We start from the raw sequence: 15,725 nt of genomic DNA on the forward strand, positions 1-15,725 counted from the left end.
AATTCGACAGAGTTTCGCCCATGAGCAAGCATATCACCCCGGCCGAGGCCGCGGCCCTGATCCCCGATGGGGCGATCGTTTCCGTGTCGTCGTCAAGCGGGCTTGGATGCCCGGATCTGATGCTGAAGGCGATCGGCGAGCATTTCGATGCCACCGGCCATCCGCGCGATCTGACGACGCTGCATCCGATTGCCGCCGGCGACATGAGCGGCATCAAGGGCGTGGATTACATCGCCAAGAAGGGTCTTTTGAAAAAGATCATCGGCGGGTCCTACCCGTCGGGCCCGTCCACATCCGAGCCGCCGCTGATCTGGCAGATGATCGGCAATGATGAGGTTGCCGCCTACAATATTCCCTCCGGCGTTCTCTTCGACATGCATCGCGAAGCTGCGGCCAAGCGTCCGGGCGTGCTGACCAAGATCGGCCTCGACACGTTCGTCGATCCCGCGCGCCAGGGCTGCGCCATGAACGCGTCGGCTGCGGCCGAGCCGGTCGTCAAGAGGATGGAATTCGAGGGCGAGGACTGGCTCTATTTCAAGGCCATCGTGCCGCAGGTGGCAATCATCCGGGCGACGACGGCCGATGAGCGCGGCAACCTGACCTATGAGCATGAGGGCGCCACTCTCGGCGGCCTCGACCAGGCGCTGGCGGCCCGCAATAATGGCGGCATCGTCATTGCGCAGGTCAAGCGCATCACCAAATCCGGCTCGATGAAGCCGCATGAGGTGCGCGTGCCCGGTATGCTGGTCGATTATGTCATCGTCGATCCCGACCAGAAGCAGACAACGCTGACGGATTACGATCCTGCGATTTCAGGCGAAATCTTCCGGCCGCTCGACAGCTTTCGCGTGCCGGAGTTCAATATCCAGAAGGTCATCGCGCGGCGGGTCGCGCAGGAGCTTCAGGGTGGTTCTTGCGTCAATCTCGGCTTCGGCATCTCGGCCAATGTGCCGCGTATCCTGTTGGAGGAAGGCCTGCATGGCTCGGTCACCTGGGTGATCGAACAGGGCGCTGTCGGGGGCGTACCGCTGCTCGATTTCGCCTTCGGCTGCGCCTCGAATGCCGATGCCTTCATGCCGTCGCCCTATCAGTTCACCTATTTCCAGGGCGCCGGTTTCGACGCTTCGCTCCTGTCCTTCCTCGAGATCGACAGGTCCGGTTCGGTCAACGTCTCGAAACTCTCCTTCCGGCCGCATGTGACGGCCGGGGCGGGCGGGTTCGTCGATATTACCGCGCGGGCCAAGAAGATCGTGTTTTCCGGCATGTTCAATGCCGGGGCCAAGCTCTCGATGGCGGATAGCAAGCTGGTGATCGAAAAGGAAGGCAAGCTGAAGAAGCTGGTCAACGAGGTCGAGCACGTCACTTTCTCCGGCCGCCGCGCGGTCGAACAGGGGCAGGACATCACCTATGTCACCGAGCGCTGCGTCATGAAGCTGACCGCAGATGGCATCGTGCTGACGGAGATCGCGCCGGGCGTCGATTTGCAGACGCATATTCTCGACCAGTCGGAATTCCCGCTGATCGTTTCCGATACGCTCAAGGTCATGGATGCAGCGCTGTTCCATGAGGCCCCGATCGGTCTGACGCTGCCGCAAAAGCCGGTCCGCACGCTGAAGGGAGCGTCGCATGGCTGATGAGCGGATCAAGATAGATGTCGCTGGCGCGATCGCCACGCTCACGGTTGCGCGGCCGGACAAGCTGAATGCCTTCGATATCGACATGCTGAAGGCACTGTCTTCTGCCTGCGATACGGTGGAAGCGGATGGCGATATCCGCGTCGTGATCCTGACGGGGGAGGGCAAGGCCTTTTCCGCCGGCGGCGACATCAAGGCCTGGGGGGCGATGACCCCCAACGAATTCGGTCATCAATGGGTGCGCTTCGGACACCGCGTGTTCGAGCGGCTGGCGACTTTGCGCATGCCGGTGATTGCCGCGATCAACGGCCACACACTCGGCGGCGGGCTGGAGCTGGCGGCGGCGGCGGACATCCGCATCGCCGAAACCCAGGTGAAGATTGGCCTGCCGGAAACCAGCCTTGGCATGGTGCCCGGCTGGTCGGGTACGCAGCGTCTCGTCAAGCGTTTTGGTGCGCAGACGGTGCGCCGGATGGTTCTGGGCGGCGAGGTGTTTACAGCTGACGAGGCAAGCGCATTGGGACTGGTCGATGCCGTTGTGGCGACCGGAACGGTGCTGGACGCAGCCCGCGATTATGCCGGGCGTATCGCCAAGCGCGGTCCGGCGGCGCTGGAAATCTGCAAGCTGATGATTGCGTCTGCCAATGGCGAAGACAACGGTACCGCCGTCGAAGCGCTGGGATCGATCCTGGCGGCCAAGACCGGCGACATGAAAGAGGGCGTTGCGGCTTTTGCCAGCAAGCGCCCCGCGCAATTCAAGGGAGAATGGTAATGACGGTTCTGGTGAAGCCCAAGGCTTTGGCCGATGTGACAGTGCGCGATTTCCAGATGCTGATTGACGGCAAATGGCAACACGCGGCCGAGGGCAGGACGCTGGAGCGCGTCGCGCCCGGCCATGGTGTCACCGTCAGCCGTTACCCGGCCGCGACGAAACCCGATGCCGAGCGGGCGATCGCGGCGGCACGCAAGGCGTTTGACGATGGCTCATGGCCGCGCATGACGGCCTCGGAGCGCTCGCTTGTTCTCTTGAAGGCTGCCGATATGATCGCGGCGCGGGCCGATGAACTGGCCTATCTCGATTGCATCGAGAGCGGCAAGCCGATCAGCCAGGCCAAGGCCGAACTCAGTGGCGCTGCCGATATCTGGCGCTATGCCGCAGCGCTCGCCCGCGACCTGCATGGCGAAAGCTACAATACGCTGGGTGACGGCACGCTCGGCGTCGTGCTGCGCGAAGCGATCGGCGTCGTCTCGATCATCACGCCCTGGAATTTTCCGTTTCTCATCGTTAGCCAGAAGCTGCCTTTTGCGCTGGCGGCCGGTTGCACAACGGTGGTCAAGCCGTCTGAGCTCACCTCCGGCTCGACGCTCGTGCTGGGCGAGATTCTCGAGGCTGCAGGCGTTCCGGCGGGGGTCGTCAATATCATCACCGGTACCGGCCCGGATGTCGGCGCGATCATGACCTCGCACCCGGATGTCGATATGGTCTCCTTCACAGGTTCGACCGGGATCGGCAAGCTGACCATGACCAATGCGGCGCAGACTTTGAAGAAAGTGTCGCTGGAACTCGGCGGCAAGAACCCGCAGATTGTCTTTCCGGATGCCAATCTCGACGATTTCATCGATGCGGCTGTTTTCGGCGCCTATTTCAATGCCGGCGAATGCTGCAATGCCGGTTCGCGGCTGATCGTCCACAAGGCTATTGCTGAGGATGTGATTGCCCGCGTCGCTGCACTTTCTCAAAAGGTCAAGGTCGGCGATCCGCTTGATCCCGAAACGCAGGTCGGCGCGATCATCACGCCGCAGCATCTGGAAAAGATCGTCGGCTACGTCACGGCCGCGTCCGGCAATGGCGCCACCGTGTCGCATGGCGGTTCGGCACTCGATCTCGGCTCCGGCCAGTTCATGTCGCCGACGATTCTGTCTGCGGTCACTCCTGACATGGCTGTGGCCCGCGAAGAGGTCTTTGGTCCTGTCCTGTCCGTCCTGACGTTCGAGACGGCGGACGAGGCGATCCGGATTGCCAATTCCATCGATTACGGCCTGTCGGCCGGCGTCTGGAGCCGCGATTTCGATACCTGCCTGACGGTTGGACGCAAGGTCAGGGCCGGAACGGTTTGGATGAACACCTTCATGGACGGCGCTTCGGAATTGCCCTTCGGCGGCTACCGGCAGTCCGGCCTTGGCCGCGAACTCGGCCGTCATGCGGTGGAGGATTACACCGAAACCAAGACGCTCAACATGCATATCGGCGGCCGCACCGGCTGGTGGATGCCGCGCGGCTGAGGGGGATTGCGGCGATGAGGGGAAAGGAGGGCGTGATGCGGATGTTGAAGTTTGTGGAGCAGGGCGTTGCGTCTTGCTTCCCCGTCAATTCCATGGAGATCGGGGACACTTACCCCCCTCTGTCACTGCGTGACATCTCCCCCTCAAGGGGGGGGATCATCCTTTTCCCTTACGCCGAAAAAGCCAGCGGCCAATCTCCCCCCTTGAGGGGGAGATGTCGGTGTAGCCGACAGAGGGGGGTAAGCCTCATCGGGACAATGGATGATGTGCGTTACACCTCAAACCCCCGCAAAATCAATCTGCGGCTGCAGCAGAACCTGCATGTCCGTGGTCTCGTCGCCGGCGATGCGGGCGAGGAGGACCTGGCCCATCCGTGTGCCGGTGTCGGTCAGGTCTTCGTAGATGGTCTCGACCTTCGGCTGGATCTGGCTGAGCAGCTTGGAGGTTCGCTTGGCGACGATGTCGTATTCGAGCCCCAGCGTCAGGCCGTGGTCGCTCATGCCGGTGATGGTTGCGAGTGCGGAGACCTCGCCGCCGCAGGCAAAGCCGTCGGGGGCGCCGGGCTCGCCGGCGCGCCGGCTCATATAGTCGCGGATCTGTTCGACGGGACAGTCGAGGTCGATCTCGTCGGGAATTTCGTAGGCGACGCCGGCTTCGCGCACCGCGGTCATGAAACCGTGCAGCAGATGCTGCGAGAAGGTCATGCGCTTGGGCGGCAGGATGATCATCGGCTTGCGTCGGCCACGGGTGATCAAGCGTTTGGTGGCCTCGTAGGCGAAGGCGAAATTGTCGTAATCGACGTAAGGGTGCGGTGTGGTGAACTCGGTGCGGCCGTGGGTAACGAACGGGAAGCCGTTTTCGAGCAGCAGCCGCACGCGCGGATCGAACGGTTCGGTGCGCGAAAAGATCAGCCCGTCGGCCATGCCGTTGCGCACGATATGGCTGATGGCATCGATATTGGCGCCGTCGATGAAATTCGGCATGACGATCAGATGATAGGGTGTGTCCTGGAGCGCCTGGGCCAGCCCGTGCATCAGCGAAATGCCATAGCCGAGGATTTCCTCGTGCGGATCAAGCAGGACGCAGATGACATTGGTGCGGCCGGTCTTCAGCCGCTGGGCGGCGCGATCCGGCAGGTACCCGATATCGGCGGCAACCTCGTGGACGCGCCTGCGGGTTTCCACCGATATCTGCGGAGCGTTGCTCAGCGCGCGCGACACGGTCGTAACGGCAAAGCCCGTCAGATCCGCGATGGTGCGCAGGGTCGGCTTGGCGCTTTTCAGCCGCGTGCCGGGGACAGAGGATTTGGGAGTGTCAGCCAATGAAATACTCCCTTGCAGCAATGACAAGCCGTTTTTGTAGCGTCAGACGCGGGCAGAGGCAATATGTTTATGCAAACGTTTTAAATGCTGCAAAACCGTGGGAATTTGTTGCGGTGCGGTATCGAAATTCAAGCTTATAAATACTACAATTCAGCGGGTTAAGCCTATTGTGCGGCACAGGATGTGGAGCGCTTGACTTGCTGGGATTTATAACGTTTTAAATGAGCCAGCGGCGAAGACCGCAAACCAATTGCTTCCCCGTTTGGCGGGGATGGCATTCAACGGCGGGGGAGGAGTTTCCCGCTCTACGACTTGCAAACGGGAGGATTACGATGCGCAAGTTTATGACGACGACAGCCATTGCAGCATTGATGATGACGGGCGGCGCGGTCATGGGCGGCACTGCCGTGCATGCGGCTGAAAATGTCGAGGTTCTGCATTGGTGGACATCCGGCGGCGAAGCGGCTGCTCTGGACGTTCTGAAGAAGGATCTGGAAACCAAGAACATCTCATGGACCGACATGCCGGTTGCCGGCGGTGGCGGCACGGAAGCCATGACTGTGCTGCGCGCCCGCGTCACCTCGGGCAATGCCCCGACGGCGGTTCAGATGCTCGGCTTCGACATTCTCGATTGGGCCAAGGAAGGCTCGCTCGGCAATCTCGACGAAATCGCTGCCAAGGAAAACTGGGACAAGGTCATCCCGGCTGCCCTGCAGAAGTTTTCCAAGTATGACGGTCACTGGATCGCCGCACCGGTCAATGTCCACTCCACCAACTGGATGTGGATCAACAAGGCAGCGCTTGACAAGGCCGGTGGCAAGGAGCCGCAGAACTGGGACGAGCTGGTTGCTCTGCTCGATAACTTCAAGGCGCAGGGCATCACCCCGATCGCAGCCGGCGGCCAGCCATGGCAGGATGCGACCCTGTTCGACGCCGTCGTTCTTTCGCTCGGCACCGATTTCTACAAGCAGGCTTTCATCGATCTCGATCCGGCGGCTCTCGGCGGCGACAAGATGAAGACGGCGTTCGAGCGCATGACCAAGCTGCGGTCCTATGTGGACGACAACTTCTCCGGCCGCGACTGGAACCTGGCCTCCGCCATGGTCATCGAAGGCAAGGCCGGCGTGCAGTTCATGGGCGACTGGGCAAAGGGCGAATTCGTCAAGGCCAAGAAGGTGCCCGGCACCGACTTCGTCTGCATGCGCTATCCGGAAACCCAAGGTGCCGTAACCTTCAACTCCGACCAGTTCGCGATGTTCAAGGTTGCCGCCGACAAGGTGCCGGCGCAGATGGAAATGGCTGCCGCGATCGAAAGCCCGACCTTCCAGTCGGCCTTCAACGTGGTCAAGGGCTCGGCTCCGGCCCGCACCGACGTGTCGAACGAAGCGTTTGACGCCTGCGGCAAGAAGGCCATCGCCGATCTCGCCGATGCCGACAAGAACGGCAAGCTGTTCGGTTCCATGGCGCATGGCCATGCCAATCCGGCGGCTGTCAAGAATGCGATCTACGACGTGGTGACGCGCGAATTCAACGGAGAACTCACCGCTGAAGAAGCCGTCAAGGAGCTGCCGGCCGCTGTGGCTGCCGCGCAGTAATCATTCTGCGAACAATGCCCCTCATCCGCCCTTCGGGCACCTTTTCCCCGTCATGACGGGGAGAAGGACCAGGCGGGAACCTCTGTAATCCCCTCTCCCCGCTTGCGGGGAGAGGGCTAGGGTGAGGGGCATCTTGCTTTATTCAATTCATATAGAACGGTGGTATTCGCTATGGATAGCCGAAGCCGGCTGCAGGACCTTGTGCCAAAACTGGTACTCGCCCCCAGCTTTCTGATCGTCATTGTCTTCGTGTATGGCTTCATCGCCTATACCGGCTATCTGTCGGTCACCGACAGCAAGATGCTGCCCTCCTACAATTTCGTGGGCTTGAGCAACTATTCCAAGCTCTGGGCCCTGCCGCACTGGTGGCGGGCAATTTCCAACCTGGCGATCTTTGCAACCCTCTACATCGTCATCTGCTCGGTGCTGGGTCTTGGTCTTGCCATTCTGCTCGACCAGAAGATCCGCGCGGAAGGTTTGCTGCGGCCGATCTATCTCTATCCGATGGCGCTGTCCTTCATCGTCACGGGCACGGCCTGGAAATGGTTTCTCGATCCGGGCATCGGGCTTGAAAATACCATGCATCTGTGGGGCTGGGAGAGCTTTCAGTTCGCCTGGATCAAGGACCGCAACTACGCGATCTATTGCGTCGTCATCGCCGCCGTCTGGCAATCCACCGGCTTCATCATGGCGATGTTTCTGGCTGGCCTTCGCGGCGTCGATAACGAGATCATCAAGGCGGCACAGATCGACGGGGCGTCCTCCACGATGATCTACCGGCGGATCATCATTCCGCTGATGCGCCCGGTCTTCCTGTCGGCTTTCGTCGTGCTCGCCCATCTCGCCATCAAGGCCTATGACCTGGTCGTTGCGCTGACGGGCGGCGGGCCAGGGCAGGCGACCGAGCTGCCGGCGACCTTCATGTATTCCTACACGTTCACCCGCAACTCCATGGGCATCGGCGCCTCGTCGGCGATCATCATGCTGGCGATGATCTTCTCGATCATCATCCCCTACCTCTATTCCGAAATCAAAGGGGAGAAGCGCGTATGAGCGTCCAGAGCCCTGACAACGCCATTTCGTCCGGCCGCCTGACACGCGCGCTCATCTATACCGTGCTGATCCTGTTTGCGGCCTATTCGCTCCTGCCGCTCTACGTCATGCTGGTCAATTCCTTCAAGCCGTTGGATGAAATCCGCCAAGGCGGCATGCTGAACATTCCGCAGACCTGGACGCTGGATCCCTGGCGCTCGGCCTGGTCCACAGCGCAGATCGGCGTGCAGCCGACAGGCCTCAAGCCCTTCTTTATCAACTCGATCCTGATGGTCGTTCCCGCCGTTGCGATCTCCACGATCATCGGCGCGCTCAACGGGTACGTGCTCACCAAATGGCGCTTTCCGGGCTCCGGCATCTTCTTCGGCATGCTGCTTTTGTCCTGCTTCATCCCGTTCCAGATCGTGCTGATCCCGATGGCGCGCATGCTCGGTATCTTCGGGCTTGCCGGAACGACAACCGGGCTGGTCTTCGTACACATCGTCTATGGCCTCGGCTTCACCACGCTGTATTTCCGCAATTACTATGAGGCGTTTCCGACCGAACTGGTGCGGGCCGCGCAGATCGATGGCGCCAGCTTCTTCCAGATCTTCCGGCGCATCCTGTTGCCGTCATCCGGTCCGATCATCGTCGTTTCCGTGATCTGGCAGTTCACCAATATCTGGAACGACTTCCTGTTCGGGGCTTCGTTCTCGGGCGCCAATTCGACGCCGATGACGGTGGCGCTCAACAATCTCGTTTCCTCCTCCACCGGGGTGAAGGAATACAATGTCCATTTCGCAGGCGCGATCCTTGCCGCCCTGCCAACGCTTGTCGTCTACATCGTTTCCGGCCGCTATTTCGTCCGCGGCCTGATGTCCGGCGCCGTGAAGGGTTAAAGCCATGTCCTTTCTGAAAATTACCGATCTGCGCAAGTCCTACGGCTCGCTGGAAATCCTGAAAAACATCAACCTGGAAATCGACGAGGGCGGCTTCCTGGTGCTGGTCGGCCCGTCCGGCTGCGGCAAGTCGACCTTGCTCAACACCATTGCCGGGCTCGAGCCGATCACCTCTGGCGAAATCTCGATCAACGGCAAGTCGGTGGCGGGCCTGCATCCGTCCAAGCGCGACATTGCCATGGTCTTCCAGTCCTACGCGCTCTATCCGAACATGACGGTGGCCGGAAATATCGCGTTTGGCATGGAAATTCGCGGCGTGCCGAAGGACGAGCGCGACAAGGCGATCAAACAGGTCGCCGACATGCTGCAGATCGGCCATCTGCTCGACCGCAAGCCGAGCCAGCTGTCCGGCGGCCAGCGCCAGCGTGTGGCCATGGGCCGGGCGCTGGTGCGCAATCCGCAGGTCTTTCTGTTCGACGAGCCGCTGTCCAATCTCGATGCGAAACTGCGCGTCGATATGCGCACCGAGATCAAGCGCCTGCACCAGCGCATGAAGACGACGATCGTCTACGTGACGCATGACCAGATCGAGGCGATGACGCTGGCGACCAAGATCGCCGTCCTGAAGGATGGCATCCTGCAGCAGTTCGGCACGCCGGCCGAAATCTACAACAATCCCGCCAATCTGTTCGTGGCCGACTTCATGGGCTCGCCGGCGATGAACCTCCTGACCGCCACGGTCGAAGGCGGTGGCAACGATCTGCGCGTTTCGCTGGTGCGCCCGGATGCCGAACCGCTGCATCTGCCGGTCGCCCAGGTCTCTGGCCTTGCCGCCTATAGCGGCAAGCAGGTCGTCTTCGGGATCAGGCCGGAAGCGCTCACCGATCCCGACGGCGCCGATCGCAATGCCCGCCTGCTGGTGGAAGGCGACTGCCTGATCGAGGTGGTGGAACCGGCAGGGTCGGATACGTTCGCGGTCACCAAGCTCGGCGGCAAGGAAGTCGTGGCGCGTCTGCGCGCCGACGCCCGCATCGCCCCCGGCCAGAATACCAGACTGGCCTTCAACCTGGACAAGGCGGTGTATTTCGATCCGCAAAGCCAGCAGCGCATCGGCTGAGCCTTACCATGATCACGCAGCCCGACATCGTCATCATCGGCTCTGGCATCGGTGGAGCAACCGTCGCTTCCGCGCTGGCCGGCTCGGGCGCACGCGTCGCCATCCTCGAGCGCGGCGAGCGCCTTGCGGACACACCGGAAACGCGCAGCTACCGCTCCATCTTCGTTGATGGGCATTTCCGGCCAAAGGAGATGTGGCGCGAACCGGACGGCACAGCGTTCAATCCGGGAAACTTTTACTTCGTCGGCGGCAATTCCAAGCTCTTTGGCGCGGTCCTACTGCGCTATCGCGCCGAGGATTTTACCGAGATGCAGCATCTTGGCGGCGTCTCGCCGGCCTGGCCCTTTCCCTATGAAGAATTGGAGCCATGGTACGGCAAGGCGGAGCGGCTGTTCGATGTGCGCGGCGAGCTTGGACAGGATCCGACCGAGCCTTCTCACTCGACGCCCTATCCCCACGGTCCCGTCCCCGACGAGCCGTCGATCGCACGCGCCCGCGCCGAGCTGACGGCGCAGGGGCTTCATCCGGCGACATTGCCGCTCGGCGTTGATATCGACGCCTGGCTTGCCGGCGGCCGCACGCCCTGGGATGGTTTCCCCAATACCGGCCAGGGCAAGAGGGATGCCGAAACCGCGCCGCTCGCCGCCGCGCTGAAGGACCCGAATATCGAGCTGATCACCTCCGCCCATGTCGAAACGCTGGAAGCGGGGCCGGGCGGCCGGATCGAGGCCGTGCATTACACCCATCACGGCGAGAGGAAACGGCTTTCCCCGAAGCTGGTGATCCTGTCGGCGGGTGCGATCAATTCGGCCGCGATCCTGCTGCGGTCCGGTGACGGGAAGGGGCTCGCCAACCGCTCCGATCAGGTCGGCCGCAATTTCATGAATCACAATTGCAGCGCAATGCTGGCAATCAACCCGTTCCGGCGCAACGACAGTGTCTACCAGAAGACGCTTATGGTGAATGATTATTACCTGACGGGTGGTCGCGACGGCCTGCCGCTCGGCAATGTGCAACTGCTCGGCAAGATCAACGGCGACATTCTCAAGGCCAATGCGCCGCGTTACGCGCCGCGCTTTGCGCTCGACTTCATGGCGGGCCACGCCATCGACTGGTACATGATGACAGAGGATCTGCCGCATCCCGAAAGCCGCATCATGGTCGATGGCAAGGGCATCATCATGCAGTGGCGGCGCTCGAACATGGAAGCGCTGTCTGCGCTCGAAGTGAAAATGCGCGCGCATTTCAAGGCGGCGGGCTATCCGATCGTGCTGTCCCAACCGTTTGACAAGCGCACGCCCTCGCACCAGTGCGGCACGGTGCGGATGGGCAACGACCCGGCCACGGCACCGCTCGACCCGCTCTGCCGGGCCTTCGATCACCAGAACCTCTTTGTCGTCGATGCCAGCTGCCTGCCGACCTCGGCTGCGGTCAACCCGGCCTTGACGGTCGCGGCACAGGCGTTGCGGGTTGCCGCTCATATCGTTGCGAAGGATCTGGCGGCATGAGCGAGCACAAACGCCCCGTTGCCATCGTCACCGGCGGCCGCCGCGGCATTGGTCTCGGTATCGCTACGGCGCTCGCCAAGGACGGGTTCGATATTGCCATCACCGGTATCGGCGATGCCGATCAGGTGTCCGGCGTGCTGCAAAACCTGGAGGCTCTGGGCGCCCGGGCAATCTTCCTGAAGGCGGATATATCCGACCTTTCGGGCCATCAGGCGACGGTCGATGCGGTTCTGGCTGAGTTTGGCGGGATCGATTGCCTCGTCAACAATGCCGGCATGGCATCGGTGCTGCGCGGGGATTTTCTCGATCTTGTGCCGGAAAATTTCGACGTGATCATGGGCACCAATCTGCGCGGCACGGTGTTTTTCACGCAGGCGGTGGTGAGAGCCATGCTTTCCGCCGGTGCCAACGGGCCGCGCTCTGTGGTCAACATCACCTCGGTTTCTGCGGCGATGACATCTCCGGAACGGCTGGATTACTGCATGAGCAAGGCCGGGCTTGCCGTTTTTTCGCAAGGCTTGGCGCTGCGTCTGGCAGAGACCGGTATATCCGTTTTCGAGGTGCGGCCCGGCATTATCCGCTCCGACATGACGGCGGGCGTGTCTGCGAAATACGACGCGCTGATCGATGGCGGTCTGGTGCCGATGAAGCGCTGGGGCGAGGCGGACGATATCGGCCGCATGGTGGCGGCGCTGGCAAACGGCAGTTTCGGGTTTGCGACCGGGACGGTTGTGAACGCGGATGGTGGGCTGTCGATCGGGCGGTTGTAGTGAGTTTTGACTGGGAAGGGGCGGGGCGCACCCTCTTCTCCCCAGCGGGGAGAAGGTGGCCCGAAGGGTCGGATGAGGGGGAGCCAAGCACACGCGAATTTGCGGCGAGACCCCCTCATCGCTTCGCTGCGCTCAGCACTTCTCCCCGCTGGGGAGAAGAGGGAGCCTGCGGCTTGCTCCGTTTGAGATCGCTGAACAGCGATTGTTTTTTAAGGACGACGACATGAGCTACGATTACATCATCACAGGTGCCGGACCGGCCGGTTGCGTGCTTGCCAATCGGCTGACTGAAGATGCCGATGTCAAGGTGCTGCTTTTGGAGGCCGGGGGGAGCGATTGGAATCCGCTGTTTCACATGCCGGCCGGATTTGCCAAGATGACCAAGGGCGTCGCCAGCTGGGGCTGGGAGACAGTGCCGCAGAAGCATATGAAGAACCGGGTGCTGCGCTATACGCAGGCCAAGGTGATCGGTGGCGGCTCGTCGATCAACGCGCAGCTCTATACGCGCGGCAATGCGGCCGATTATGATCTTTGGGCGAGCGAGGACGGCTGCACCGGCTGGGATTACCGCAACGTGCTGCCCTATTTCAAACGGTCCGAGGACAACCAGCGTTTCGCCGACGACTATCATTCCTATGGCGGGCCGCTCGGGGTCTCCATGCCGGTCTCCGGCCTGCCGATCTGCGATGCCTATATCCGCGCGGGCCAGGAGCTCGGCATTCCCTACAATCACGATTTCAACGGCAGGCAGCAGGCGGGCGTCGGTTTCTACCAGCTCACCCAGCGCAACCGACGCCGTTCCTCGGCCTCGCTCGCCTATCTCAATCCGATCCGGACCCGCAAGAACCTGACGGTGCGGCTCGGCGCCCGCGTCACGCGGATCGTGCTGGAAGGGACACGCGCCGTCGGCGTCGAGGTCGCGACCGCAAAGGGGCTCGAAATCATCCGCGCGGAGCGCGAGGTTCTGGTCTCCTCCGGCGCCATCGGATCGCCGAAGCTTCTGCAGCAGTCGGGCATCGGCCCGGCCGATCATCTGCGTGCCGCCGGCGTTGAGGTGAAACATGACCTGCCGGGTGTCGGCAGCAATCTGCAGGACCATCTCGACCTGTTCGTGATTTCCGAATGCACCGGCGACCACACCTATGACGGCGTCGCAAAGCTGCACCGCACCGTCTGGGCCGGGCTGCAATATGTGTTGTTCCGCTCCGGGCCGGTTGCCTCGTCGCTGTTTGAGACAGGCGGCTTCTGGTATGCCGATCCGAATGCGCGCTCGCCCGATATCCAGTTTCATCTCGGGCTCGGGTCGGGCATCGAGGCAGGTGTCGAGAAACTGAAGAATGCCGGCGTGACGCTGAACTCGGCTTACCTGCATCCGCGCTCGCGCGGCACCGTGCGGCTCTCGTCGGCCGATCCCGCCGCAGCCCCGCTGATCGATCCGAATTACTGGAGCGACCCGCATGATCGCAAGATGTCGCTCGAAGGCCTGAAGATCGCCCGTGAAATCTTCCAGCAGCAGGCGCTGAAACCCTTCATCATGGCCGAGCGGCTGCCGGGGCCGAAGGTGATGACCGATGACGAACTGTTCGACTACGGCTGCGCCAATGCCAAGACCGATCACCATCCGGTGGGGACCTGCAAGATGGGCACCGGCGCCGATGCGGTCGTCGGGCTGGACCTGAAGGTGCATGGGCTGCAGGGCCTTCGCGTCTGCGATAGTTCGGTTATGCCGCGCGTTCCCTCTTGCAATACCAACGGGCCGACGATCATGATGGGTGAAAAGGGGTCCGACATCATCCGCGGGCGGCAACCCTTGCCGGCCACCATCTTCAGCCATGAGCGCAACGACCAGCGGCCGCGGGCGCGCGCCGATATTCGATAGGAACCTGAAATGATCCGCCATTGTGTCTTCATCCGCTTCCAGTCCACCATCGCCGATGCCGAGCGTCAGTCGATCCTTGCCGATATTGCCGCGCTGCAGCGGCTGGTTCCGGGCTATCTGGCATTTACGGCGGGGGGGAATGCCAGCCCGGAGGGGCTGGGCAAGGGATACAATAGCGGCTTCATCATCGATTTCGCCGATGTTGCGGCGCGTGACGCCTATCTCGTCCATCCCGCCCATGAAAAGGCCGGGGGCCGCATCGTGGCGGCGGCGGAGGGCGGTATCGATGGCGTCTTCGTCTATGATTTCGAGATTGCAGGCTGAGTTTTGATGATCGTTGAACCCCGCGCCTTCCTGACGAGCCTGTTTGAGGCTGCCGTCAAAGCCGCCGATCCCCTGGCGGCCATCCGCGCCCATCTGCCGGAAAAGCCCAAGGGGCGCACGATCGTTGTCGGTGCCGGAAAAGCGGCAAGCCAGATGGCGGCGGCGTTCGAAAGCCTGTGGGATGGACCTCTGGAAGGCGCAGTCGTTGCCCGCCATGGCCCGGTCGCCCCTTGCAAGCGCATCCGGGTGCTGCAATCGGCCCATCCGGTCCCGGACGAGGCCGGACTTGCAGGATCGGCGGCGTTGCTGGCGCTGGTTGAGGGGCTGACGCCGGACGATCTGGTGGTGGCTCTGATTTCGGGCGGCGGGTCCTCGCTTTTGCCCGCGCCGCCGGAAGGCTTGACCCTTACCGACGAAATCGCCGTCAACCGGGCGCTGCTTGCTTCCGGCGCGCCGATCTCGGCAATGAACGTGGTGCGCAAGCATGTCTCCCGCATCAAGGGTGGACGGCTGGCCTTTGCCTGCGCCCCGGCGCGGGTGGTCAGCCTGATCGTATCGGATGTGCCCGGCGACAATCCCGCCTTCGTCGCCTCCGGGCCGACCATTCCCGATGTCTCCACGCCCGCCGATGCGCTTGCCGTCATCAGCCGTTACGGAATGACGCTGCCTGACAGTGTGATGCGGCATCTGCAATCGGAGCAGGCGGCAGCGCACGGGCCGGATCATCCCGCATTCGCCGGCCATGAGCATCATATTATTGCCTCTGCCAGCGTCTCGCTCGAAGCTGCGGCATCGCAGGCGCGGGCGCTTGGCGTCGAGGCCGTCATCCTGTCGGATGCGATCGAGGGCGAGGCCCGCGATATCGGCCGGATGCATGCGGCGATCGCGCGCGAGACGGCGCTGCGCAACCGGCCGTTTTCAAAGCCGGTGGTGATCCTGTCCGGCGGCGAAACAACGGTGACGATTTCGGGCGATGCCTATGGCAAGGGCGGCCGCAACAGCGAATTCCTACTGTCGCTTGCGCTGGATATCGACGGCCTTGACGGCGTGCATGCGCTGGCCGCCGATACCGATGGCATTGACGGGTCCGAGGACAATGCCGGGGCTTTTGCCGATGGCGCGACCACGGCCCGCATGCGCGCTGCGGGCGCCGATCCGCGCGAGCATCTCGCCCGCCACGATGCCTGGAGCGCATTTCATGCGAGCGGTGATCTCTTTTCGCCTGGCCCGACCGGCACCAATGTCAACGACCTCAGGGCTATGCTGATTGCTTAAGACAGCGGCCAAAACCCGGCATGCGCGGCCATCCAGCCGCTGCAAAGCGGGTAACTGTGGATATTGTAGATATTGCGCATATGGGCT

13 protein-coding genes are annotated in these 15,725 nt (G+C 62.2%); 12 read left to right on the forward strand and 1 reads right to left on the reverse strand.

Annotated elements, in window-relative coordinates; translation table 11 throughout:
* Positions 1-20: 20 nt before the first annotated feature.
* Genes PYR65_RS07640 through PYR65_RS07650 form a run of 3 tightly spaced genes read left to right on the forward strand, consistent with a single transcriptional unit; the run spans position 21 to position 3,917 of the window.
* Positions 21-1,634 carry an acyl CoA:acetate/3-ketoacid CoA transferase gene (locus PYR65_RS07640; protein ID WP_276120531.1) on the forward strand — a complete coding sequence of 538 codons (1,614 nt, stop codon included), beginning with the start codon at positions 21-23 and terminating at the stop codon, positions 1,632-1,634.
* A complete protein-coding gene (locus PYR65_RS07645; protein WP_276120532.1) occupies positions 1,627-2,406 on the forward strand; it encodes an enoyl-CoA hydratase/isomerase family protein in 780 nt (259 codons plus the stop codon). The genes PYR65_RS07640 and PYR65_RS07645 overlap by 8 nt, the downstream gene beginning before the upstream one ends.
* Positions 2,406-3,917: an aldehyde dehydrogenase family protein gene (locus PYR65_RS07650; RefSeq protein WP_276120533.1), complete on the forward strand. Its 1,512-nt coding sequence runs from the start codon at positions 2,406-2,408 to the stop codon at positions 3,915-3,917. The genes PYR65_RS07645 and PYR65_RS07650 overlap by 1 nt, the downstream gene beginning before the upstream one ends.
* A 278-nt stretch (positions 3,918-4,195) precedes the next feature.
* Here PYR65_RS07650 and PYR65_RS07655 read toward each other — a convergent pair whose 3' ends face one another.
* The gene (locus PYR65_RS07655; protein WP_328518500.1) at positions 4,196-5,239 is read right to left on the reverse strand and encodes a LacI family transcriptional regulator; all 1,044 of its coding nucleotides are present in this window, start codon (positions 5,237-5,239) and stop codon (positions 4,196-4,198) included.
* Positions 5,240-5,610: 371 nt separating this feature from the next.
* On the opposite strand from PYR65_RS07655, the gene PYR65_RS07660 reads away from it, so the two are divergent.
* The 9 genes from PYR65_RS07660 to PYR65_RS07700 all read left to right on the forward strand — a co-directional run bounded on the left by PYR65_RS07660 (position 5,611) and on the right by PYR65_RS07700 (position 15,638).
* Positions 5,611-6,834 carry an ABC transporter substrate-binding protein gene (locus PYR65_RS07660; RefSeq protein ID WP_244490207.1) on the forward strand — a complete coding sequence of 408 codons (1,224 nt, stop codon included), beginning with the start codon at positions 5,611-5,613 and terminating at the stop codon, positions 6,832-6,834.
* A 171-nt stretch (positions 6,835-7,005) separates the two neighbouring features.
* On the forward strand, positions 7,006-7,887 hold the full coding sequence (locus tag PYR65_RS07665) for a carbohydrate ABC transporter permease (RefSeq protein WP_276120534.1): 882 nt from the start codon (positions 7,006-7,008) through the stop codon (positions 7,885-7,887).
* A complete protein-coding gene (locus PYR65_RS07670) occupies positions 7,884-8,765 on the forward strand; it encodes a carbohydrate ABC transporter permease (protein WP_060639669.1) in 882 nt (293 codons plus the stop codon). Before PYR65_RS07665 ends, PYR65_RS07670 begins: the two co-directional genes overlap by 4 nt.
* 4 nt (positions 8,766-8,769) lie before the next feature.
* Entirely contained in the window at positions 8,770-9,882 is a 1,113-nt protein-coding gene (locus PYR65_RS07675; protein ID WP_276120535.1) for an ABC transporter ATP-binding protein, read from the forward strand.
* A gap of 11 nt (positions 9,883-9,893) precedes the next feature.
* On the forward strand, positions 9,894-11,390 hold the full coding sequence (locus tag PYR65_RS07680; RefSeq protein WP_276120998.1) for an FAD-dependent oxidoreductase: 1,497 nt from the start codon (positions 9,894-9,896) through the stop codon (positions 11,388-11,390).
* Positions 11,387-12,160 carry a 3-ketoacyl-ACP reductase gene (locus tag PYR65_RS07685; RefSeq protein WP_276120536.1) on the forward strand — a complete coding sequence of 258 codons (774 nt, stop codon included), beginning with the start codon at positions 11,387-11,389 and terminating at the stop codon, positions 12,158-12,160. The genes PYR65_RS07680 and PYR65_RS07685 overlap by 4 nt, the downstream gene beginning before the upstream one ends.
* A 223-nt stretch (positions 12,161-12,383) precedes the next feature.
* Positions 12,384-14,039: a GMC family oxidoreductase gene (locus tag PYR65_RS07690; protein WP_276120537.1), complete on the forward strand. Its 1,656-nt coding sequence runs from the start codon at positions 12,384-12,386 to the stop codon at positions 14,037-14,039.
* Between the two features lie 9 nt (positions 14,040-14,048).
* Positions 14,049-14,363, forward strand: a complete 315-nt coding sequence (locus PYR65_RS07695) for a Dabb family protein (RefSeq protein WP_276120538.1) — start codon at positions 14,049-14,051, stop codon at positions 14,361-14,363.
* Positions 14,364-14,366: 3 nt separating this feature from the next.
* Positions 14,367-15,638, forward strand: a complete 1,272-nt coding sequence (locus PYR65_RS07700; RefSeq protein ID WP_276120539.1) for a glycerate kinase type-2 family protein — start codon at positions 14,367-14,369, stop codon at positions 15,636-15,638.
* The last annotated feature ends 87 nt before the right edge of the window (positions 15,639-15,725 follow it).

Source organism: Pararhizobium qamdonense (genome assembly GCF_029277445.1).
Classification (GTDB): Bacteria; Pseudomonadota; Alphaproteobacteria; order Rhizobiales; family Rhizobiaceae; genus Pararhizobium; species Pararhizobium qamdonense.

Bases quoted from the DNA above. Each gene is read 5' to 3' on its own strand.
- PYR65_RS07645 (WP_276120532.1), top strand. From the start codon at position 1,627: ATGGCTGATGAGCGGATCAAGATAGATGTCGCTGGCGCGATCGCCACG.
- PYR65_RS07640 (WP_276120531.1), top strand. From the start codon at position 21: ATGAGCAAGCATATCACCCCGGCCGAGGCCGCGGCCCTGATCCCCGAT.
- PYR65_RS07695 (WP_276120538.1), top strand. From the start codon at position 14,049: ATGATCCGCCATTGTGTCTTCATCCGCTTCCAGTCCACCATCGCCGAT.
- PYR65_RS07690 (WP_276120537.1), top strand. From the start codon at position 12,384: ATGAGCTACGATTACATCATCACAGGTGCCGGACCGGCCGGTTGCGTG.
- PYR65_RS07650 (WP_276120533.1), top strand. From the start codon at position 2,406: ATGACGGTTCTGGTGAAGCCCAAGGCTTTGGCCGATGTGACAGTGCGC.
- PYR65_RS07665 (WP_276120534.1), top strand. From the start codon at position 7,006: ATGGATAGCCGAAGCCGGCTGCAGGACCTTGTGCCAAAACTGGTACTC.
- PYR65_RS07685 (WP_276120536.1), top strand. From the start codon at position 11,387: ATGAGCGAGCACAAACGCCCCGTTGCCATCGTCACCGGCGGCCGCCGC.
- PYR65_RS07670 (WP_060639669.1), top strand. From the start codon at position 7,884: ATGAGCGTCCAGAGCCCTGACAACGCCATTTCGTCCGGCCGCCTGACA.
- PYR65_RS07660 (WP_244490207.1), top strand. From the start codon at position 5,611: ATGATGACGGGCGGCGCGGTCATGGGCGGCACTGCCGTGCATGCGGCT.
- PYR65_RS07675 (WP_276120535.1), top strand. From the start codon at position 8,770: ATGTCCTTTCTGAAAATTACCGATCTGCGCAAGTCCTACGGCTCGCTG.